Annotated in this window: 16 protein-coding genes; 4 read left to right on the top strand and 12 right to left on the bottom strand. The window is 67.8% G+C overall.

The window, feature by feature from the left end; genetic code table 11:
* Positions 1-58: 58 nt before the first annotated feature.
* Positions 59-1,306, bottom strand: a complete 1,248-nt coding sequence (locus AB7O82_RS05800) for an MFS transporter (RefSeq protein WP_428538320.1) — start codon at positions 1,304-1,306, stop codon at positions 59-61.
* Between the two features lie 100 nt (positions 1,307-1,406).
* Here AB7O82_RS05800 and AB7O82_RS05795 point away from each other — a divergent pair, with 100 nt between their 5' ends.
* Entirely contained in the window at positions 1,407-2,288 is an 882-nt protein-coding gene (locus tag AB7O82_RS05795; RefSeq protein ID WP_428538317.1) for a LysR substrate-binding domain-containing protein, read from the top strand.
* A 197-nt stretch (positions 2,289-2,485) separates the two neighbouring features.
* On the opposite strand, the gene AB7O82_RS05790 is transcribed toward AB7O82_RS05795, so the two are convergent.
* The 5 genes from AB7O82_RS05790 to AB7O82_RS05770 all read right to left on the bottom strand — a co-directional run bounded on the left by AB7O82_RS05790 (position 2,486) and on the right by AB7O82_RS05770 (position 7,555).
* Positions 2,486-4,207, bottom strand: coding sequence for an N-acyl-D-amino-acid deacylase family protein (locus AB7O82_RS05790; protein ID WP_428538314.1), 1,722 nt, complete (start codon positions 4,205-4,207; stop codon positions 2,486-2,488).
* Between the two features lie 2 nt (positions 4,208-4,209).
* Positions 4,210-6,510 (bottom strand): NADP-dependent malic enzyme, encoded by a 2,301-nt coding sequence (locus AB7O82_RS05785; RefSeq protein WP_428538311.1) that lies wholly within the window; start codon positions 6,508-6,510, stop codon positions 4,210-4,212.
* Between the two features lie 108 nt (positions 6,511-6,618).
* Positions 6,619-7,023, bottom strand: a complete 405-nt coding sequence (locus AB7O82_RS05780) for a type II toxin-antitoxin system VapC family toxin (protein ID WP_428538308.1) — start codon at positions 7,021-7,023, stop codon at positions 6,619-6,621.
* 1 nt (position 7,024) lies between these two features.
* Positions 7,025-7,258: an AbrB/MazE/SpoVT family DNA-binding domain-containing protein gene (locus tag AB7O82_RS05775; RefSeq protein WP_428538305.1), complete on the bottom strand. Its 234-nt coding sequence runs from the start codon at positions 7,256-7,258 to the stop codon at positions 7,025-7,027.
* 39 nt (positions 7,259-7,297) lie between these two features.
* A complete protein-coding gene (locus tag AB7O82_RS05770) occupies positions 7,298-7,555 on the bottom strand; it encodes a hypothetical protein (RefSeq protein WP_428538302.1) in 258 nt (85 codons plus the stop codon).
* Positions 7,556-7,666: 111 nt separating this feature from the next.
* Here AB7O82_RS05770 and mutS point away from each other — a divergent pair, with 111 nt between their 5' ends.
* Together mutS and AB7O82_RS05760 are read left to right on the top strand one after the other, a co-directional pair.
* A complete protein-coding gene (mutS, locus tag AB7O82_RS05765; protein WP_428538428.1) occupies positions 7,667-10,303 on the top strand; it encodes a DNA mismatch repair protein MutS in 2,637 nt (878 codons plus the stop codon).
* A gap of 164 nt (positions 10,304-10,467) precedes the next feature.
* The gene (locus AB7O82_RS05760) at positions 10,468-12,432 is read left to right on the top strand and encodes an FAD-binding monooxygenase (protein WP_428538299.1); all 1,965 of its coding nucleotides are present in this window, start codon (positions 10,468-10,470) and stop codon (positions 12,430-12,432) included.
* Positions 12,433-12,550: 118 nt separating this feature from the next.
* On the opposite strand, the gene AB7O82_RS05755 is transcribed toward AB7O82_RS05760, so the two are convergent.
* The 4 genes from AB7O82_RS05755 to AB7O82_RS05740 all read right to left on the bottom strand — a co-directional run bounded on the left by AB7O82_RS05755 (position 12,551) and on the right by AB7O82_RS05740 (position 17,522).
* Positions 12,551-13,567: a methionine synthase gene (locus AB7O82_RS05755; protein ID WP_428538296.1), complete on the bottom strand. Its 1,017-nt coding sequence runs from the start codon at positions 13,565-13,567 to the stop codon at positions 12,551-12,553.
* A 136-nt stretch (positions 13,568-13,703) separates the two neighbouring features.
* Complete coding sequence (locus AB7O82_RS05750) at positions 13,704-15,062, bottom strand: heme biosynthesis protein HemY (RefSeq protein WP_428538293.1); 1,359 nt, start codon at positions 15,060-15,062, stop codon at positions 13,704-13,706.
* Between the two features lie 4 nt (positions 15,063-15,066).
* Positions 15,067-17,010 carry a uroporphyrinogen-III synthase gene (locus AB7O82_RS05745; RefSeq protein WP_428538290.1) on the bottom strand — a complete coding sequence of 648 codons (1,944 nt, stop codon included), beginning with the start codon at positions 17,008-17,010 and terminating at the stop codon, positions 15,067-15,069.
* Between the two features lie 47 nt (positions 17,011-17,057).
* Complete coding sequence (locus AB7O82_RS05740) at positions 17,058-17,522, bottom strand: methylated-DNA--[protein]-cysteine S-methyltransferase (RefSeq protein ID WP_428538287.1); 465 nt, start codon at positions 17,520-17,522, stop codon at positions 17,058-17,060.
* A gap of 73 nt (positions 17,523-17,595) precedes the next feature.
* Between AB7O82_RS05740 and AB7O82_RS05735 the strand changes: the two genes are divergently transcribed.
* Complete coding sequence (locus AB7O82_RS05735; RefSeq protein WP_428538284.1) at positions 17,596-18,993, top strand: alpha/beta fold hydrolase; 1,398 nt, start codon at positions 17,596-17,598, stop codon at positions 18,991-18,993.
* Positions 18,994-19,038: 45 nt separating this feature from the next.
* Here the strand turns inward: AB7O82_RS05735 and AB7O82_RS05730 are convergent, their stop codons facing one another.
* Positions 19,039-19,521, bottom strand: coding sequence for an L-2-amino-thiazoline-4-carboxylic acid hydrolase (locus AB7O82_RS05730; protein WP_428538281.1), 483 nt, complete (start codon positions 19,519-19,521; stop codon positions 19,039-19,041).
* A gap of 110 nt (positions 19,522-19,631) precedes the next feature.
* Positions 19,632-21,815: a hypothetical protein gene (locus tag AB7O82_RS05725; protein ID WP_428538278.1), complete on the bottom strand. Its 2,184-nt coding sequence runs from the start codon at positions 21,813-21,815 to the stop codon at positions 19,632-19,634.
* Between the last annotated feature and the right edge of the window lie 60 nt (positions 21,816-21,875).

Genomic DNA, 21,875 nt, shown 5'->3' with positions numbered 1-21,875 from the left:
CGTCCCGCCCGCTCTTCTCATGAGCGGGCGGCGCCCGCGGTCCGGATGAGCATGAGGATCACCGCATGGCGGGCAGTTCCAGGGAGCCAGGAGCCTGCAACGGTCGATCCCTCATCGCAAACACCATCAATCCGGCGCTCGCGGCCAGGACGACCGAGCTGATCCATATCCAGTCGTATTGCACCGTGAGATCGAACAGGTAGCCGCCCAAGAAAGCGCCTGCCGCCGCGCCGATCGCGTGGCCGGCCGAGATCAGTCCCATCGCCAGGCCCATGACGCGCAACCCGAGATGACTGGCGACCAGGCTCGCCGTGACCGGGATGGTGGCGTAGTCGACTGCGCCGAACAAGACGGCAAAGGCCAGCAGCGTCTCGTAGCTGGCGCCGACATTCATCAGGATCAGGAACGTCAGGCCGCGCAGGACGTAGATCGAGCCCAGCAGCACGACGCGGTTCATGCGGTCGGCGAGCCAGCCGGCGCCGATCATGCCCAGCATGTTGACGGCCGACAGCGTGCCATAGGCGGCCGCGCTCGGGATCGGCGCGAAGCCGCAGAACGCCGCGTAGGGCAGAAAGTGGGTCTCGATAACGCCGGCCGTCGTGTAGCCGCACAGCAGGAAGCTCCAGAACAGGATGTGAAACGCCGGCTGCCGCGCGACGAAGGCAATGTCGGTCGCCAGGGACGACGATGCGGCCGGCTGCGCCGGCTCTGTATCGACGCCGCGCCTCTCTGCCAGCGCCCACCACAGGAGAGGGATCAGCGCCAGCGCGCCGATGCCGATCGCCAGGAAACTCCAGCGCCAGCTGAAGGCCGCCAGGACGATGGCGACCAGCGGGACGATCAGGAACTGACCGCCGGTCGCGCCCGAGGTCGCGATGCCGGTCGCCAGCCCGCGGTTCCTGTCGAACCGGCGCGCGATCGCCGTGGAAACCACATGCGTCGCGACGATGCCGAAACCGGCGGCCGACAGGGCGCTGAAGGCGATCAGGAAGACGATGGCATTGCTGCTCGCCGAGACGATCAGGCATCCGCCGCCCAGAAGTGCGAGGCCGGCCGTCAGGGTCACGCGTACGCCGCGGCGGTCGACGGATCGTCCGGCGACCGGCGCGACGGCCGCCATCACCAGCAGCGCGGTAGCGGCGGCGCCTGAAATGAAGCTGCGCGACCAGCCGAGCTCCTGCGTCCAGACCGGCATGACCAGCCCCAGCGTGGCGCGCGCCGAGAAGGCGAGTGCCAGCGCCAGAAAGCACAATCCGACGATCAGCCCTGCCGCAAAAGGCGCTGGCTGTAGTCCCGTTCGAAGCATCGACCCATCCTCCGTCTGCTGCGGAGGAAGGTCGGACGGGGATCCGGTCGCGCCAAACGATGGTATCCCAATCCATGTTTAGCTGGGCTAAACAGGTGCCATGGCCGTCCCGCTGTCCTTGCTGCACACCTTCGTGACCGTCGCCCGGGCCGGACGAATGCGCGATGCTGCATCCGCGATGGCGCTGACCCCGGGCGCCATCAGCCAGCGCATCCGCGAACTCGAGCAATCGATGGGCGCGCGCCTGTTCACCCGCACCCCGGGTGGCGTCGAGCTAAGCCCCGCGGGCCAGACGCTGTTCGATGCCCTCGACGCGCCGTTCCGCCGCATCGAGGAGGTCGGCGGCAGGCTCGGTGGTGGCACGCCACGACGACTCAGGATCAGCACCATGAGCTCCTTCGCCGCCAGCTGGCTCGTGCCGCGGCTCAGCGGCTTTGCGCGGATCCATCCCGATATCGACGTCGCCCTGGAAACCGGCAGCCGCATGGTCGACCTCAGGCGTGAGCCGATCGATCTCGCGATCCGCCATGGTCTCGGCGGCTACCCGGGCCTCGAGAGTGCGCGCCTGATTGCGCCGGAGCTGATCGTGGTCGGCAGCCCGGGCCTGTTGCGGTCGCGACCGCCGATTTCCGCTCCTGCCGATTGCCTCGCCTTTCCGCTGCTGCACGACATGGATCGCGCCGACTGGCGGCTGTGGTTCGAGGCGTACGAAGTGGCCCTGCGTCGCGACCTGAAAGGGCCCTCGTTCTCGGACGACCATCTCATGGTGCAGGCTGCCGCATCAGGACAGGGCCTCGCCCTGGTGCGCGATGTCTATGTCGACAGCGAGCTGCGGGCGGGAACGCTGGTGCGGGCCATCGAGGTGAAATGGCAGACGCGCTTCGCCTACTACGCCGTTTGCACGCACGAGGCGCTGCAGCGCCCTGCGGTACGGCACTTCCGGGAGTGGCTGATCGCGGAGGCGGGAAAGGTTGCGGCGTAAGAGAACAACATGAAAATGAGGTGACGAAAGCGTCATTGCCGGGAGCGCGCCACTCCGATGGCGCTCATGGAGCGTGTAATCATCAAGAAGAGGGCCATCGTCGGCAGAGGTTACTCCGCCTCAAGTGGCGCGCTCCCAGCGAAGAGCATGACCCTCTGCCCGAGATCGGGGCCAGACGCCCGTCGTCCGAAAGAGCCTTATTGCGCCGCGATCGCCGTCACATGCCGGCCTTGTGACGGATTGAACGTGTCGAGCACGTGGCCAGGGCCCTTGGCGTGCTTGACATAGGCCTTGCCGTCGAACGTCCGGATACCGTTGCAGAACACGCCATGCACGCCGGTCGGGCGGCGGATGGTGCGGCGGCCGCCGCCCGGCAGGTCGGCGATGCGCTCGGCGGGGCTGATGCCGACGGTCGCCGGATCGAAGAGCAACAGGTCGGCCTGCGCACCGACCGCGAGGCGGCCGCGGTCGCGGATGCCGTAGAGATCGGCCGGATGGCTGGTCAGGCGGCGCATGCCCTCGGCCAGGTCGAAATCGCCGCGCTCTCGCACCCAATGCGCCAGGAAATGCAGGCCGAAGCCCGCGTCGCACATGTAGATGAGATGAGCGCCGGCGTCGGACAGCGCCACCACGCCGGCCTCGTGCTTCAACAGCCTGGCGACGCCGTCGTCACCGACATTGAGGAAGCGGCCGAGGAACGCCGTCTCGAGATTCTCGTCGAGGCTGAGATCGAGCACGACGTCGAGCGGGTCGCGATGCTCTGTCGCCGCGATCTCGGCGGCGTAGCGGTTGACGTAGCGCGCATTGGATTGCTTGTGCGCGACCGCCACCATGACGCGGTCCCAGTTGCCCTGGAAGATCATGCCGGGCCGCGGGTTCTTCACGTTCTCGCGAAACTTCTCGCGCCACGACGGATCGCGGAACACCGCTTTCAGCTGCTCGGGCGAGTAGGCCTTGATCGGGTCGAAGGCGGCGTGGCTGTAGAACGGATAGGCGTTGGCCATCGTGAAGTCGAACGACAGCGGCTGGCAGGGGATCTGGAAGTAGAGCCCGTTGCCGCGATGCAGGGCGGCGGCGCATTGGGCGAACAGGCCGAGGGCGCGCTCGGGCGCCTGCTCGTTGTACATCGCCATGCCGGTGCCCTGGAAGAACGGCCGGCCGTGCCGGGCGACCAGCGGCTCGAGCTCCTGAGGCTCCTTCGCGCCCGAGGCGATCTCGACGACGCCCCTGCCGCGCGGCCCCATGGCGCCGACCAGCGCGTCGAGCTCTGACAGCGGCGCGATGGTCGACGGCATCGGCACGCCGCCATAGCCCGAATGATTGAGCGAGTACGAGGCGCCGAGCCCGATCGCGCCGTTGGCCATGGCGTCGGCGACGAGCGCCTTCATGCGCGCCAGCTCCTCGGGCGTCGCCTCCTTGCGCTGCGAGGCATCCTCGCCCATCACCGCGGTGCGGATGGTCGAATGGCCGGCCAGCACGGCGAGGTTGGCGTAGGCGCCGCGCCGGCGCAGCATGCCCATGTAGTCGCGGAAGCTCTCGAAATCCCAGGTGATGCCGGCGCGCAGCGCGTCGAGGTCCATGCCCTCGACGACCGAGAGGTTGCGGACCACCAGGTCGCGCACCGAGGGCGGCGCTGGCACGATGCCGAAACCGCAATTGCCGATCACCGCCGTGGTGACGCCGAGCGACGGCGAGGGCGAGAGCGTGGCATCCCAGGTGACCTGCGCGTCGTAATGGGTGTGCACGTCGACGATGCCGGGCGCCAGCACCAGCCCGTCGGCATCGATCGTCTCGGCGTTCTTGTCGCGGATGCTGCCGATATCGGCGATGCGGCCGTTCTCGACCGCGAGGTCGGCGCGCCGCGGCTCGCTGCCGAGGCCGTCGACGATCGTGGCGCCGCGGATGACGAGGTCGGCCATGTCTACCTCCGCTGCGCCAGCGCGCCGTAGGCGGCCAGCGCGGCATGATTGACCAGGTCGCTCACCGTGGCGCCCATCTGCACGATCTGCACCGGCTTCTGCAGGCCGTCGATCACCGGCCCGATCACCGTCACGCCGCCCAGGCGCTGCAGCAGGCGCGAGGCGATGTGCGCCGAGTGCAGGCCCGGCATCACCAACACGTTGGCCGGCCCGGTGAGACGGCAGAACGGGTAGGTCTCGCGCAGCAGTTCGTAGTCGAGCGCCATGTCGGCCTGCATCTCGCCGTCATACTCGAAATCGACCTTCTCGGCGTCGAGCAGGCGAATCGCCTTGCGGATGCGCTCGATGCGATCGATCTCGCGGCTGCCGAAGTTGGAGAAGGAGAGAAAGGCGACGCGCGGTTCGTGGCCCATGGTGCGGGCGTTGGCGACCATCTGCTTGGCAATGGTGGCGAGCTGCTCGGGCGTCGGCGTCTCGTTGATCGAGGTGTCGCCCAGGAACACCGTGCCGTGCCGCGCCACGACGATCGAGTAGCCCATCGGCACGCGGGCGGGCTTGGCGTCGATCACCCGCTCGACGTCGCCGTAGCATTCCGGGAAGCGGCGCGTGATGCCGGTCACCATGCCGTCGGCGTCGCCCTTCGCCACCATGCAGGCGCCGAATACGTTGCGGCCCTGGTTTACCATGCGCTGGACGTCGCGCCGCAGGAAGCCGTCGCGCTGCAGGCGCTTGTAGACCAGGTCGGTGTAAGTGGCGTTGCGCGTGCTGAGCCGCGCGTTGTGGATCTCCATGCCCGTGGTGTCGGTGATGCCGAGTGACTTCATGGTCTCGCGCACCAGCTCCTCGCGGCCGATCAGGATCGGCGTGCCGTAGCCGTTGTCGCGGAAAACCACGGCGGCGCGGATGATGCGCTCCTCCTCGCCCTCGGCGAACACGATGCGCTGCGGGTTGGCCTTGACCTGCTCGAACAGGCTCTGCAGCCAGTGGCTGGTCGGATCGAGCCGGCCCGACAGGGCACGCTTGTACTCCTCGATGTCGGGGATCGGCCGCCGCGCCACGCCTGATTTCATGGCCGCCTGCGCCACCGCGGTCGACACCGCCGAGATGAGCCGAGGGTCGAACGGCACCGGCATGATGTACTCCGGCCCGTAGCGCAACCGGCGGCCCGAGTAGGCGCGATCGACCTCGTCTGGCACGTCCTCGCGCGCCAGCTTGGCCAGCGCCTCGGCAGCGGCGACCTTCATCTCCTCGTTGATGGTGCGCGCGCGCACGTCGAGCGCGCCGCGGAAGATGTAGGGGAAGCCCAGCACATTGTTGACCTGGTTGGGATAGTCGCTGCGCCCGGTGGCGATGATGGCGTCGCTGCGCACCGAACGCACGTCCTCGGGCGTGATCTCGGGGTCCGGGTTGGCCATGGCGAATATGATCGGCTTGTCGGCCATCGAGCGGACCATGTCCTTGGTCACAGCGCCCTTGACCGACAGGCCGAAGAACACGTCGGCGCCCTTGATCGCCTCGGCGAGCGAGCGCGCCTTGGTGCGCACGGCGTGGGCGCTCTTCCACTGGTTCATGCCCTCGGTGCGGCCCTGCCAGATGACGCCCTTGGTGTCGCACAGGATGGCGTTCTCGTGTGGCATGCCCATCGCCTTGATGAGCTCGATGCAGGCGATCGACGCCGCGCCGGCGCCGTTCACCACCATCTTGATGTCCTTGAGATTGCGTCCCGTGATGTGCAGGGCGTTGATCAGGCCGGCGGCCGAGACGATGGCCGTGCCGTGCTGGTCGTCGTGGAAGATCGGGATGTCCATCAGCTCGCGCAGGCGCTGCTCGATGATGAAGCATTCGGGCGCCTTGATGTCCTCGAGGTTGATGCCACCGAAGGTCGGCCCGAGGTAGCGCACGCAGTTGATGAACTCGTCGACGTCCTTGGTGCCGACCTCGATGTCCATGCAGTCGACGTCGGCGAAGCGTTTGAACAGGACGGCCTTGCCTTCCATCACCGGCTTGCTGGCGAGCGCGCCGATGTCGCCCAGTCCCAGCACGGCCGTGCCGTTGGAGATGACGGCCACCAGGTTGCCGCGCGCCGTGTAGTCGTAGGCGGTCGTCGGCTCCTTGGCGATCTCGAGGCAAGGAGCGGCGACGCCGGGCGAGTAGGCGAGCGCCAGGTCTCGCTGGGTGACCAGCGGCTTGGTGGCGATGATCTCGATCTTGCCCGGCCGGCCGGTGCGATGCATGACCAGCGAATCGCCGTCGAGATCGCCCATCTCGTTGCTGACCATTGCTTCCGAGCTGATGCTCGCCATTGCGTTTCTCTCCCGGTTGAAGGGGCATATTGGCGACATTCGACCGCCGGTGCCAGTGAGGCATACCGCGCCGCAACGTGGCAGGCGCGGGTTGCAATCAGGGCCTGCTCAAATCGATGGGGCGATCAACGAGACCATCGGAAAGTAAGTCCTGTACCGACTGACATCTCGTGTCAGGAGGTTCCAGCCTTGAACGGCCGCGTGGGCGCCAACGAAGAAATCCGGCAAGACTCCTGTCCTCGTTCCACCGGCCGCGCGGTAGCGCTGGAATGTCTTGGCAGCGAGAAACAGTGCCGAGCGCGGGATAGGTGCCATGGCTATCGTCGCGTCGGCAAGCGTAGCGTCGAGATCTTCAATTTGATCGTAGCGGACTGACAATTCGGCATAGACAATATCATTGATCAGCAGACGACCCGCCAGCGCCGCATCCCGGAGTCGATCCAGCGACCACAGACCCCAAACAGGATCTTTCGTCACAAGATCGAGCAGCACGTTGGTGTCGACCAGGGTCACCTCAGCGCTCACCGCGCGTCATGGCCATGATCTGGTCGGTGCTCAGTCCCTTGCCAGCGCTGCCGAGCAATCGTGCAAAGCGGTCAGGCCGGCCCTTCTTGCCGACCTTGACCAAAACGATGCGACCGTCCTCGGCACGTACGAAATCGACCACACTTCCAGGTCCAATTCCCAGGAGCTCTCGGACCTGCTTGGGAATGGTGATCTGCCCCTTGCTGGTCACAGTTGCACTCATTTGAACCTCCGGTAAGGAGATGAGAATCCACCGCATTACTTAGCATTGATCGTACCTGATTTCGAGGCATATCCTTGCATCGGCGGGGCAAATTAAGCAGGTCATCGAAGTGAACTTTCGCACAGTTCTTTGGTGTCGAATCAGGTCGTCGCGCCAGGCGCGATTTCCGGATCCGCACAACAAACCCTTGCCTGTCGCCCATGTCAGGAAGATGTCGATCGCCCCGTTTTCCTCGAGCACATCGTCCGGAAAGTCGTCGGCGCCAGCGTACCATGACAGGTCATCGAACTTTGCCATGGAAGATTTCCCCCAATTGGCCCCCAGTCGCCTGCGGCGGCGGCATGCTAAACCGGCTCCGTGCCCGACAGCAGCCCTCCTCCCGTGGCCATCCCGGCCGATGTGACGCCGATGATGCGCCAGTACCTGGCGATCAAGGCGGCGCATCCCGGCCATCTGGTCTTTTATCGGATGGGCGATTTCTACGAGCTGTTCTTCGACGACGCGGTGGCGGCATCGGCGGCGCTCGACATTGCCCTCACCAAGCGCGGCCAGCATCTCGGCGAAGACATCAGGATGTGCGGCGTACCGGTGCACAGCCACGAGGCCTACCTGTCGCGGCTGATCCGGCAGGGCTTCAAGGTGGCGGTCTGCGAGCAGGTCGAGGATCCCGCCGAGGCCAAGAAGCGTGGCGCCAAGTCGGTGGTCGAGCGCGCCGTGGTGCGCGTCATCACGCCGGGCACGCTGACCGAGGATGCGCTGCTCGACGCGCGTAGTCACAACTACCTCGCGGCAATCGCCGAGGCGCAGGGCGAGCTTGCGCTGGCCTGGCTCGACCTGTCGACCGCCGATTTCGCCGCCCAACCGGTGCTGCCCGGCCAGCTCGCGGCGGCGTTGGCCCGCCTCGCCCCCGGCGAGCTGCTGCTGCCCGACCGCCTGCTGGCGCGCGAGCCGATCAAGGCGACGCTCGAGGAATGGAACAGCGTGCTGACGCCGCTGCCCTCGGCGCGCTTCGACAGCGACAACGCGCGCAAGCGCCTGCAGGCGACCTTCAAGGTGGCGGCGCTCGACAGCTTCGGCGCCTTCTCGCGCGCCGAGACGGCGGCCTGCGGCGCGCTGCTCGACTACGTGGCGCTCACCCAGGCCGGCAAGCTGCCGGCCCTGTCGCCGCCGCGCCGCGAGCGGGCCGACGGCACGATGGAGATCGATCCTGCGACGCGGCGCAACCTCGAGCTGGTGCGGGGCCTCGACGGACGGCGCGACGGCAGCCTGCTCGCCACCATCGACCGCACGCTGACCGGACCCGGCGCCCGCGTGCTCGCCGAGCGCATCGCTGCGCCGTTGACCGACCGCGCGGCGATCGAGCGCCGCCTCGACCTGGTGCAACTGTTCGTCGAACGGCCCGCCGTGCGCGAGCGCGTGCGCGAGGCGCTGCGCCGTACGCCCGACGTCGAGCGCGCCCTGCAGCGCCTGTCGGTCGGCCGCGGCGGTCCGCGCGATCTCGCCGCCCTGCGTGACGGGCTGGAGTCGGGCGAGGCGCTGGCCGCCCTGTTGCGCGCCGAGCCCGAGGCGCTGGCGCCGCCGCCGGCACCGCTCGCCGACATCGTCGCCGCCTGTGTCGATCACCGTGCGCTGATCGGAGCGCTCGCGTCGGCGCTGGCCGACGAGCCGCCTCTGCTGGCGCGCGACGGCGGCTTCATCCGTGTCGGCTATCGCGCCGAGCTAGACGAGCAGCGCACCTTGCGCGACGACAGCCGCAAGACCGTGGCAGCGCTCGAGGCCAAATACCGAAGCGCGAGCGGCGTGCCGACGCTCAAGATCCGGCACAACAACATGATCGGCTATCACATCGAGGTTACGGCGACGCACGCCGACAAGCTCGATCTCGCCACTCTGGGTTTCACGCGCCGCCAGTCGATGGCCAACGCCACGCGCTACAGCACCGCCGAGCTCGCCGACCTCGAGACCCGCATTGGCCGCGCCGCCGACCAGGCGCTGGCGCTTGAGCTCGCGATCTTCGAGGCACTGGTCGGCGAGGTGATGGCGGTGTCGGCCAGGGTCGCCGCGGCGGGCCGCGCGCTGGCGGCGCTCGATGTCGCCACGGCGCTCGGCGAGCTGGCGGCGAGCGAGAGCTACGTGCGGCCGGCGCTGAGCGAGGACGCCGACTTCGCCATCGAAGGCGGCCGCCATCCGGTGGTCGAGGCGGCGCTGCGGCGCCAGGGTGGCACGGGCTTCGTACCCAACGACTGCGATCTCGGTGCGGAGCGCCGGTTGTGGCTGCTGACCGGCCCCAACATGGCCGGCAAGTCGACCTTCCTGCGTCAGAACGCGCTGATCGCGGTGATGGCGCAGGCCGGCTCCTTCGTGCCTGCGCGCCAGGCGACGATCGGACTGGTCGACCGTCTGTTCAGCCGGGTCGGCGCGGCCGACGACCTGGCGCGCGGCCGCTCGACCTTCATGGTCGAGATGGTTGAGACCGCGGCGATCCTCAACCAAGCGACGGCGCGAAGTCTCGTCATCCTGGACGAGATCGGCCGCGGCACGGCGACGTTCGATGGCCTGTCGATCGCCTGGGCGACGCTCGAGCATCTGCACGACGTCAACCGCTGCCGCGCCCTGTTCGCCACGCATTTCCACGAGCTCGGCGCGCTGAAGCAGCGGCTGGCGGCGCTGGCGCCCTACACCATGCGCGTCAAGGAGTGGCAGAACGAGGTCGTCTTCCTGCACGAGGTGGCGGCCGGCGCTGCCGACCGCTCCTACGGGATCCACGTGGCCCAGCTCGCCGGCTTGCCGGCCGCCGTGGTGGCGCGCGCCGAGACTGTGCTGGCCGAGCTCGAAAAGGGCGAGCAGTCGGGCGCGGTGACGCGCCTCGCCGACGATCTTCCGCTCTTCGCCGCTGCGCCGGCGCGCCCGGCCGGCGGCGCCGCCAAGCCGCGCGAGTCCGAGATCGAGAAGGAGCTCGCGGCCATCAATCCCGACGAACTTTCACCGCGCCAGGCCCTTGAGGTGCTCTACGCGTTGCGCTCGAGGCTCCGAACGGAACGATAGGATGCCGGCACTCTTGATATGATTGTCGATCAGGGTGCCTTGCTCCCTGTCCAGCTTCGGCATGTCGAGACCCTGGGAATCTCGGCTCGGGTTCAAGCTATCTGTGTTCATCTGTGTTCATCTGTGGCTGACTCATGCCTTGCTGAGAGATACGGGGACGTCGCATGCAGTTTCACCTGAATGGCTTCGAGCCGGGCGACCCGGAGATCTTCGACCGGGCCGATCGGTATCCGGCTTCGGGTGCCCAAGGTTCTGTTCCGGCAGAGGTCGATGTCCTGATCGTCGGCTGCGGACCGGCCGGGCTGACGCTTGCCGCCCAGTTGTCGGCGTTTCCCGACATCAGGACTTGCATCGTCGAGCAGAAGCCGGGCCGCATGCAGCTTGGGCAGGCCGACGGCATCGCCTGCCGGACGATGGAGATGTTCCACGCCTTCGGCTTCAGCGAGCGCGTGGCCAAGGAGGCCTGCTGGATCAACGAGACGACGTTCTGGAAACCGGACGATGCGCGGCCCGAAACCATCGTGCGCAGCGGGCGGATCCAGGACGTCGAGGACGGGCTGTCGGAGTTTCCGCACGTCGTGCTGAACCAGGCGCGCGTGCACGATTGCTATCTCGATGTCATGCGCCGGTCGGCCGCGAAGCTTGAGCCGCATTACGGCCGTCGCGTGGTTGCAGTACAGCCCGTGGCGCGCGGCAGTCACGATGGGGCACGGCGCGTCATCGTCTCGCTCGAGCGGCTGGTGGCTCCGCACCAGGGCCAGAGCGAGACGGTCACGGCGCGCTACGTGATCGGCTGTGACGGTGCACACAGCATCGTCCGGCGATCGATCGGGCGCGAGCTCAGCGGCGATTCGGCCAATCACGCCTGGGGTGTCATGGATGTGCTGGCGGTCACCGACTTCCCGGACATTCGCTGCAAGTCGCTCATCCAGTCCGCCAATGAAGGCAGCCTTCTCATCATTCCGCGCGAGGGCGGCTATCTCGTCCGCCTGTACGCCGAGCTCACCAGGCTCGAAACCGGCGAACGGGTCGCAAGCCGCAATATCACTGTCGATGAGCTCATCGCGAAGGCGCGGCGGATCCTCAATCCGTACCGGCTCGAGGTGAAGGAGATCGCCTGGTGGTCGGTCTACGAGATCGGCCAGCGGCTGACCGACAAGTTCGATGACGTGCCGCAGCGCGAGATCGCGACGCGGTCGCCCAGCGTGTTCATCGCCGGCGATGCCTGCCACACCCACAGCCCGAAGGCGGGGCAGGGCATGAACGTCTCGATGCAGGACGCCTTCAATCTCGGATGGAAGCTCGCCGCGGTGCTTCGCGGGCAGTGCGCGCCGGCCCTGCTGCATTCCTATTCGGCGGAACGGCGCGCCATCGCCGGAGAACTGATCGACTTCGATCGCGAATGGGCGGCGCTGATCGCCTCGACGCAGGGAGAAGGCGGCGTTGATCCTGCCAAGACCCAGAGCTATTTCATTCGTCACGGACGCTACACGGCGGGGACGGCGACGCACTACCGTCCGTCGATCCTGACCGGCGAACCCGTCCACCAGCATCTGGCGAACGGCTTCGCCGTCGGAAAGCGCTTTCATTCGGCGCCGGTCATCCGCCTCGCCGACGCCAAGCCCGTTCACCTCGGCCACGTCGTGCAGGCCGATGGACGCTTCCGCATCTTCGCCTTCGCCGCGGCGGCAGATCCCGCGGCCTCGGGTTCCGCAATCCGTCGATTGTGCGATTTCCTCGCCGACGGCCCGGACTCGCCCGTGCGAAAGTATACGCGCCACGACGAGGACGTCGATGCGGTCATCGATGTCCGCGCCGTGTTCCAGCAAGCCCATCGCGAGCTCGCGATCGAGGACATGCCCGCGCTGCTCCTGCCGAGGAAGGGACGTTACGGCCTGCTCGACTACGAGAAGATGTTCTGCGCCGATGTCAGGAGCGGCAACGATATCTTCGAGCTACGCGGCATCGACCGGGAGGCGGGGTGCATGGTGGTCGTGCGGCCCGATCAATACGTTGCCCACGTCCTGCCGCTCGACGGATACGAACAGCTCGCGTCGTATTTCGACGGCTTCATGCTGCCGCAGTCGGGCCAGGACACGCGCCGGGCGGCCGCAGCTGCGGTGGCGTGAGAGCTCATGCTCTTTCGGACCGCGGGCGTCCCGCCCGCTCATGAGTCCGAGCTGGAGGGACGCCCATGGTTGCAAAGAGCATGAGCGGGCGGGACGCCCGCGTTCCGGAAGAGGATGATCACAAGCTCTTGCGCGCCAGCGCCGCGCCTTCGGCGAGGGCGCGCAGCTTGCCGTAGGCGACGGCCAGCGTCATCGGCGCCATGCCGCAGTTGGTGCAGGCCTGGATGCGCTCGGGGTCGACGTACCGGGTCGCAAGCTTCAGCGTGTCGGCCACCTGTTGCGGCGTCTCGACCGTCTCCGATGCCACATCGATCGCGCCGACCAGCACGATCTTGGTCTTGAGGAGCTTCATCAGCTCGGGCGGTACGTGGCTCTCGCGGCATTCGAGCGAGACCTGCTGGATCTTGCTGCGGTCGAGCGCGGGGAAGGTCTCTTCGTACTGGCGCCAGCTTTCGCCCAGCGTCTCCTTCCACTTGATGTTGGCCTCGATGCCGTAGCCGTAGCAGATGTGTACGGCGGTGGTGCATTTCAGGCCTTCCGCCGCCTTCTCGAGTGCCGGCACGCCCCACTCGACGGTCTCGCCGAGATAGACGTTGAAGGCCGGCTCGTCGAATTGGATCACGTCGACGCCGAGCCTCTCGAGGTCGCGCGCTTCCTGGTTCAGGAGCTCGGCGAAGGCGAAGGCCATCTTCACGCGGTCGCCATAATAGCCGTCGGCCAGGGTGTCGATCAGGGTCATCGGGCCGGGCAGGGTGAACTTGAGCTTGCGGCTGGTCGCGGCGCGGGCGATGCGCGCCTCGCGCTCGTGCACGAATTTGCGCCGCGTGAGCTTGCCGGTGACGGTCGGGCAGTCGGCCTCGTAGCGGTTGTTGCGAATGCCCATGCGCACCTTCCTGTCGAAGTCGACGCCGTCGACCTCGGCCAGGAAACCGTGCACGAAATGCTGCCGCGCCTGCTCGCCGTCGCTCACGATGTCGAGGCCGGCCTCCTCCTGGCGGCGAATCGCGAGGAAGGTGGCGTCGTCCTTGGCCTCGAACAGCGGCTGGCCGCTCAGGGTCCAGGGCGCCCACAGGACATTCGGCGTGGCAAGCCAGGCCGGCTTGGGCAGGCTGCCGGCGAGCGTGGTCTCGTACATGTTTCCTCCCGCTTCCTTCGTTCTTCCTCTTTTTGGACCGCGGGCGTCCCGCCCGCTCATGAATCCTGCGCGGCCGGGATCCTTCGACAAGCTCAGGACAGGCGCCCGCGGTCCGGAAGACCATGAACACAAACCTTCAGGTCTTCGCCACCTCTCCGGATGGCAAGGCAAGCTTCTCCTCCGGCGGCAGGATGTGGCCGAACGTGCCGGGCGCGCGCCATTGCAGGGTACCGAAGGCGCCGCAGGCCTCGCACACCGAGCGCCAGCTCTCGTGCTGGGCGCCGCAGGCCGAGCAGCGCCAGCTGCGGTCGGACGGCGCGTCGGTGGCACGCCCCAGCCAGTCGCGCACGCGCGACGGATCGGAATTGGCATGCTCCTCGACCTCGGCCATCAGGCGGCAGACGCGCGCCGTCGGGTGGGCGCCGCCCGCCGTCTCGAGATGGCGCCGCGCCTCGCCCCACAGGCCGGCCTCGATCGACGCCTGGGCAAGCGCGATGTGGCTTTCGATGTCGCTCGGGTTCTTCTCGGCCAGGCGCCGTGCGACACCGACCTTCTTCAGGGCTTCGCTCTCACCCGATGCCTCGAGATAGAGCTTCGCGAGGTCGGGATGCGGCGCCACCGCCCAACCGCGTTCCACCGTCTTCATCGCCCGCTTGCCATCGCCCGCCTTGATCTGCAGCTCGGCCAGGCGGCGCGTGACGGCAATGCGTTCGGGCGCGAGGCCGAACGCCTCGCGGGCCAGCGCCAGCGCATCGGCGGCATTGCCGTCGCGTTCGGCGGTGCGGCTGCGCTCGACCAGCAGCAGGGCCTTCAGCGTGCGGCCGCGGTCGGCGCCGACCACCTTGCGGCGCAGCCCGCTGTCGAGCGTCGCCTGAGCGGCTTTCCAGTCGCCGTTCTGCGCCTGCATGTCGAACAGCGAGTGCACCACCCAGGGAGTCTGCGGCCTGAGCCGAAAGGCGCGCTCGGCGTAGGCCAGCGCCTTGGCCCGGTCGCCCTCGCGCAGCGCCTGGCCGATCAGGCCGCGCAGCCCGAGGAACGCCATCTGCTCGTCGTCGAGCATGGCGGTGAAGGCGCGATTGGCGGCGTCGCGATCGCCGTTGAGCTGGGCAGCCTGCGCCGACAGCAGCAGGGTCAGGCCGGGCTCGGACAGGAGCTGGTCGGCCTTGCGCGCATGCTTCTGCGCCTCGACGCCGTCGCCGGCGGCCACTGCCGCCAGCCCCTGGGTCAATTCGCGGTAGCCGCGGCGTCGCCGGCCCTCGCCCCAGCCTTCGATCAGCGCACCCGGCGCGCCGACGATCCAGCGATAGAGCAGCCACATACCGAAGCACACGGCGATCAGCAGCACGATCGCCACCAGGACGATGCCGACGCTGGTGTCGAGGCGCCAGCCGTGCCATTCGGCGGTGACTGTGCCGGGCCGCCGGGCGAGCCAGACCGCGCCCAGCATGGCGGCAGCGGCAATGGCGAACCAGATCAGGGTACGCAGGAAAGTCATGGATTCAGCGCGCCGTTCCGAGCAGGGCGACGGCGTGGGCGGCGAGCTGCTGGACCGCGCGCTCGGCCGCAAGATGGGCCTCGGCGCGTGCCAGCCAGGCGGCCGTTGCTTTGGCGGTCTGCGGCGGCAGGGACTTCACCTGGGCCACCGCCTTGGCGAGATCGCCGGCTTCCAGGGCGGTCTCGGCGCGGGCGAGCCTGGCCTCGACCGAATCGCCCTCGATGTCGCCGACCCGACGCAACGAGACCAGGCCGCGCAGCTTGCCGAGCAGACGCTCGCCGAACGAATCGTCGGCGAGATCGTCGGCCAGCGCTGCCTTGGCAACGGCCGGAAACTCCGCGGCAAGGACTGCGCGCGAGCTTACGCCGGCCGCGGCATAGGGCTGCAGGGACGAGGTGACCTCGCCGAGCTTGGCATCGCCTTGCACCAGCGGCGCCAGCAGGCCGAGATCGACAGTGAAGGGCAGGCCCGATTCCAGTGCCGCGCTCAAGCGCGCGGCAACCCCGATCACGGCTGCGGCGCGCGCCGCGATCAGCGCCTTCTGATCGGCCGCGCCACGCGCGCCGATCGCGTCGGACATGGTCCGGGTCTGCTCGCGCTGGCGCGCCTGCTCGTCCTTTTGGGCGGCGACCGATTGATCGAGCGCCTGCATGGCCGTGCGCAGGGTGGCGATCTCTCGCGACAGGAGGGCGAGCTCCTTCTCGGTCTCGCTCGAGGTTGGTGCAGGGGCAGGCGTCGCCGGTTGCTGGGGCGGCGCTGCGCTGGCGGCGCGGCGCTCGAGCGCCTCGACCTTGCTGCGCAGCTCGGCCAGTGCCGGGTCCGCCGAGGGCGGCCGCTCCGCCGCCGCCATCGCGGCGGCGCGCGCGCGCTTCTCGAGGTCGTCGAGGCGTGCGGTGAGCTCGCGCCGGGCGGCCTCGACCGCGGCTGCAGCCGCCGTGCTGGCATCGGCGCGCACGGCCTGCAGGTCGATCGCCGGGGCGGGTGCTACAGCTACCGCCCTGCCGCGCCACAGCACCTGGAATGGCTCCGGCCAGAACGGCAACGAGATCAGGGCAAGGGCCAGCACGAGCGCGGCGGCGACGATGGCGGTGATGAACGTGCCGACGATGCCGATGCCGCGCCGGACCTCGACCACGGGCGGCGCGGGCTCGGGCGTGGAGAGCGACGGGGAAGGAGGCGCCGCGGAGGAGGGTGTGTCGCTCATGCTCGCTTGCCCTTGTACGCCGGCTTCGGCCAGGCGGTCGATCTCGTCGAGCACGGCCTGGCGAGTTGGTCGCACCGCCGCCACCTGGGCCTTGAACGGCAGGTCGGCGAGCGGGGCCAGGGCAGCCGGGCTGATGGCGACGGCCGTGACGTCCTGCAGCGTGTCGCTGAGCCCGGAATCGTCGATCAGCCCGGCGAACACCGCGGCGGCGCGCGGCGAGAAGAAGGTCGCAACGTCGAGCGCGCGTGCCTGCAATGCCGCACGCGCCGACTCGGGTAAGCTCGTCTCCTCGCGCGCCTCGTAGAGCGCGAAGCGGCGGATGTCGTAGCCGGCGCCGGCCAGGTTCTCCGCCAGGTCGACGGCAATCTCGGTTCCCGCGACATGGATCAGCGGGCCCGCCTTTGGGTCGAGCCGCTGGCGCACTAGGTCGACCAGGGCGGCGCCATCACCGGTGGCCGATGTCACGGTGGTGAAGCCCAGCCCCTCGGCCGTACTCGCCGTGGTGTCGCCGACGGCGAACACCGGCTTGGCCCGCTGGGGGCTCGCCTCGGCGAGCGCGCGCGCACCGTTGGCGCTGGTCAGCAGGACGGCGTGGCAGGCGGCGAGCGCCTCGGCGAAGTCGTCCGGTGGATGAAGAATGTCGAGACGAAACAGCGGCGCCACGACTGGCGCGTGGCCGCGCTCGCCGAGCGCCGTGGCCAGCGTCGTCGCCTCGCGTTCCGGCCGGGTGATCAGCACGCGCATTCGCTTCTCCGTAGCCGCCGCCTGCGGCCGACGCAATGACAGGGATGCTACTCGAAGACGACGCCTTCGAGGGCGAGCAGCTGGCGCTTGGTCGCAAGGCCGCGGCCGCCGGAATAGCCGCCCTCGGTGCCGCCGGCGCCGAGCACGCGATGGCAGGGCACGATGATGGGAATGGGATTGCGCCCGCACGCCATGCCGACGGCGCGCGGACCCGAGCCCAGGGCCATCGCCAGGCCGCCATAGGTCGCGGTCTCGCCGTAGGGGATGTTGCACATCATCGCCCAGACGCGCTTCTGGAAGTCGGTGCCGCGCTGGGCGAGCGGCAAGTCGAAGCGTTCGAGCCGGCCGGCGAAGTAGCGCGCCAGCTGCCGGCGCGCCTCTTCCAGGAGCGGGCTCGGCCTGCCGTCGACCGCCCGTTCGCCGCGGCCCGCCCAGCGCACCCCGGTCACGGCGTCGTGATCGGCCTCGAGCGCCAGGCGGCCGACCGGGCTGTCGACGTAATAAATGGACATATCGCAAGCGTAGCGTCGGCAATCGGCTTTTGCCAACATGCGGCCGATGTCTGGGGGAAAGGACACCAGGGGTGTGAGGCCCGGGCGACGTGCCCTGCTCGGCGGCGCCATGGCGCTGTGGCCGTCGCTGGCGTTCGGCCAGCAGCTGCCGCCGCGCCAGCCTCCGCAGCCGCAGCCGGCGCCGCCGCGTCGCCAGGTCACCGACGTGGCGGCACCGCCGCCCGTGGTGTTCGTTCACGGCAATGGCGATTCGAGCGCGCTGTGGATCAACAATATCTGGCGCTTCGAGGCCAACGGCTACAGGCGCAATCAGTTGTTCCCGATCGATTTCGTCTATCCCAACGCGCGCCGCGAGGATGCGAGGCCCGAACCGTTCCGGTCGTCGAGCGGGGACCAGACCAGACAGCTCGCCGCCTTCGTCGCCGAGGTGCTGAAGGCGACACGGCGACGCAAGGTCGCACTGGTCGGCTCGTCGCGCGGCGGCAACGCCATCCGCAGCTATCTCGTGCATGGCGGTGGCGCGGCCTCGGTCAGCCACGCGGTGCTGTGCGGCACGCCCAACAAGGGCATCGTGATCTCCGACAGCCTGCTGGTCGGCAGCGAGTTCAACGGCGCCTTCCCGTTCCTCAAGGGTCTCAACGCCGGGCCCGACGACCTGATCCCCGGGGTCGAGCTGATGGCGATTCGCTCCGACAAGAACGACAAGTACTCGCAGCCCGACGCGCGTTTCGTCGGCGCCCCGGGCAAGCCCACCGGCGTGAGCTACGACGCCTCGGAACTGCGCGGCGCGCGCAATGTCGTGCTGGACGGTCTCGATCACCGCGAGGTGGCCTTCCACAAGCTCGCCTTCGCCGCCATGTACGAGTTCATCGCGGGCAGGTCGCCGGCCAGCATGTTCATCGCCCAGGAGCCGCTGCCGGTGTTGAACGGCCGGGTCACCGGAATTGCCGAGGGCGTCTACACCAACGTCCCGGTGGCCGACGCCGAGGTCGAGGTCTTCGAGGTCGACAGCAAGACCGGCGAACGCAAGAGCGCACTGGCGGTGCACCGCAAGGTCACGGGCGAAGACGGCACATGGGGCCCGATGGTCGCCCGGCCCGACGCCTTCTACGAGTTCGTGTTGCGCATGGCGGCGCAGCCGATCACCCACACCTACCGCTCGCCCTTCCTGCGCTCCAGCGACGTCGTGCACCTGCGCCCCGGCATCATCGGCAAGGGCGACGAGAGCGCCGCCGCCATCGTCGCCATGAGTCGGCCGCGCGGCTATTTCGGCATCGGCCGCGACAAGTTCACGCTCGACGGCAAGGTACCGCCCGGCATCAACGACGGCGTGCCGGGCGCCTCGTTCGGCAAGCTCGCCTTCGACGCCAATCCGCGCACCGTGATGGCGGTGTTCAACAACGAGACCATCCCGACGCGGACGTGGCCCTTGAAGGACAACCACCTGGTGATCGCCGAGTTCCTGAATTAGCGATTGCTCGCGGTTCCAAGGACGAAGGGCGAAGCGCGCCCGCAATCACGTCTCGTAAGTGTAACGGAAGTTGCAGTGGCTGGCGCCCTGCATGATGGTCTGGGTGCGCTCGAGCTTGAGCTTGGGATCGTAGCCTTCGCAGAACGCGCCGTCGCGATTGCACGACAGCAGGTGGCCGATCTCGCCCAGGCCCATCGCCTTGTAGGTCTCGGCGTAGCGGCAGCGAACGACGTTGAAGGCGAAGCTCTTGTCGGTCTGCTCCTTGACCTCGATCTCCAGCGCGCCGCCCTTGGTCCACAGCGGCATCACGTCCTGGAAGGCTTTCAACGAGGGACCGCCCGGCGCCGTAGCGGCGAAGGCGCGCGCCTGCTCGATCGCCGAGCGGCGCACCGACTCGGCGATGGTCTCGCGCGCCGTATCCTCACCGTGGCTTTCCTTCAGGGTTTCGTAGACCTCCTTCAGGATCTCGGCCTCGATGCGGCGCTTCTCCAGCATCGACAGGCCTTCGGGATGGGCGGACTCGGTCATGTCGGGAACCTCCGTGGTGGGCTGGATGGCTGGCATATCGAGCGTCGGCCAAGGCCGGATGACAGCAGAACCGACCGGACCGTGCCACTGTTAACGGCCGGAGCCGTTTGTCAGCGACTGCCGTCCAGCACGATTGCTCGCAAGCCAACGCCCAGGAGCCTGGAATCGGGCCCTTGGCCGTTTGATCTCGGTGACTGCGGGTTCTCGATATGCAGCGTCAATTGCACATAATTTGAGAAGATGTCCGAGGAATCGATAGGAATTCGAATTGTCGACACATGTCCTGGGGCGAGTCGACCCTGCCATTTCGTCTTCCCGGCAGCTGTCACCACGACGCTTTGCATCTTGGATGGATTGCCCGAATAGGCGGTCACCTCGAGCGCAATCGCCTGGGTGGTGCCCTCTTTGGGAATCGGCACATGCAGTATCGCCGTCCCACCTTCACTCCATGTGCCCCATTGCTCGGGATCGCTCCATCCGCTGGTCAACCACCGTGCGGCAGGTTCACCAGCCGTGATCGGCAACCGCACTCCAAATGCGACACTGGTTGGCGGCGATAAGGCGGCAAGAGCATCTTCTATGGAAAGCGGTCCAGGCGACCGAACATCTTCGCAGGCAAGGGCTGTGCTCACGATCCTGCAGTTCCGCCGGGCGTAAATGGTCAATTGATCCCGTAGGGGCATTGAGCCCGTGAAGATCAAGTCCACAACATTTGGCAGCGGGGGATCGGTCGAAATGCGGCTCGCATCGCAGTCTCCCGAAGCGCCGCGCGCCATTGGGGGCTGGTGGACCATTCGCCCATGGCGAACAACTTCCAGGGCCGTCAATCGGCCTAGGTCACCGTCTTCCGGCCGGACGCAAAGCCAACTCGGTCGAAGCCGGACATCTCGGTCGAGAACTCCCGCGACGCGCAATGCGTTGAGGCCGGCCGGGACAAGCGGCGGGGTCGCGAGCATCATGCGGGTCCGTTCGCGCAGTGTCCCGGTATCCACGATCTGGAGGACCAGTGCTGCCACAAGGAGGAGGCCGGCGAGCCGCGGCCCGACTCTGCTGCCGACGATGACAACCAGGATAATGGCGAACGCGTAGACCACCGGCCAGATCATGCGTCCGCCGCTGCGGACATGCTCCAGGAGTCCCGATAGCCATGGCGGAAGGGGCAATGAGACCAGCTTATGCGTGCCCAGCCAGACGGTCGGGAACACCGCGAACCCGACGAAACCGAGCAGGACAATGAGGAGCGGCCAATATTTCCTCGGTCGGTACGAGACCGTGGCCGCCATAGCGATCGGCATCGAGCCGGATGGGCCCCTGCGACGCGACCAGACCAGGGCCAGCAGGCTCCCCCCTAGAGCAAAGAGTATTCCGATGCCGAGGTACGCCATGCCTTCATACTGGCCACCGGTGGCGTCGATCCGGTGGGCGGTGGGCCATAGGGCAGAGTAGGAGAAGTCAAACGGTGCGAATACGTTGAAGCCGTAGAATCCGGGAGCCGATGCATATCGACCCATTGAAACGCCAGAGTCCGGTGGGGGCAGAAAGCCAACCACGAATGCTGCGACGGTGACCGCGGTAGGCAGAGAGGCTCCGAATGCCAGAGCGGCGACGTACTTTCGCGCCCTCACCAACACGAGACTACCGACCATACAAATGGCCAGCACTTGAACGCCGAAATAGACGTGGGTGCCTACGCTTGCGGCGCACAGCAGGATCGCACCGATCCATCCTGATGGGCCGATGCGGCCCGTCCTGCACCAGCCGACAGCGAAGCCCAAGGCCAGTAGGATCTCCCAGTGCCAGGTCATCGGGAGGTGCTGCGCCTGCAGCCGGAAATACCATGCCGGCGCCCAGGCAACCAGCAGTGCCCCCGAAAGGAGAACGGCCCAATGCCTGAGGCCCGCTCGGTGAAGGGCCCAGCCTGCCGCCACGGGTTGCAGGATTTGTCCGGTCAGGATCGCCATCCCGAATGGCGGTACGCCGGCCGATATCGGACCGAGCGCCTTCAGGACAATCATGAGCAGCGGCAAGCTGTCGGTATAGGCAATCGATACCGGTCGACCATCCGACACCAGGCGGGCCGTTGCCGCGATCGGCCAACGCCACGAATCTCGCAGGTAGGCTTCCGCACCGATCAGTCCAGTCGCGACGTCGCCCGGGGGATATGCCCAGAACGGCGAACCGGCTGCCCACAGCATCGAGCCGCAGACCCAGACCGCGTGCACTGCTCCGATCACGCCGAGCAGCAGGAGCAAGAAGCCGGTCTTGGGACCGACGCTCGGTGTTTCGGAATTCAAGATGCCGACCTTCGTGACAGGGGTGTTCTTCGAATTTGTTACGACAATTGTATGGCCACG

Origin of the sequence: Reyranella sp. (genome assembly GCF_050185545.1) — a bacterium.
In the GTDB taxonomy this organism is placed as follows: domain Bacteria; phylum Pseudomonadota; class Alphaproteobacteria; order Reyranellales; family Reyranellaceae; genus Reyranella.
This window is presented reverse-complemented; position numbering and strand designations above follow the sequence as displayed.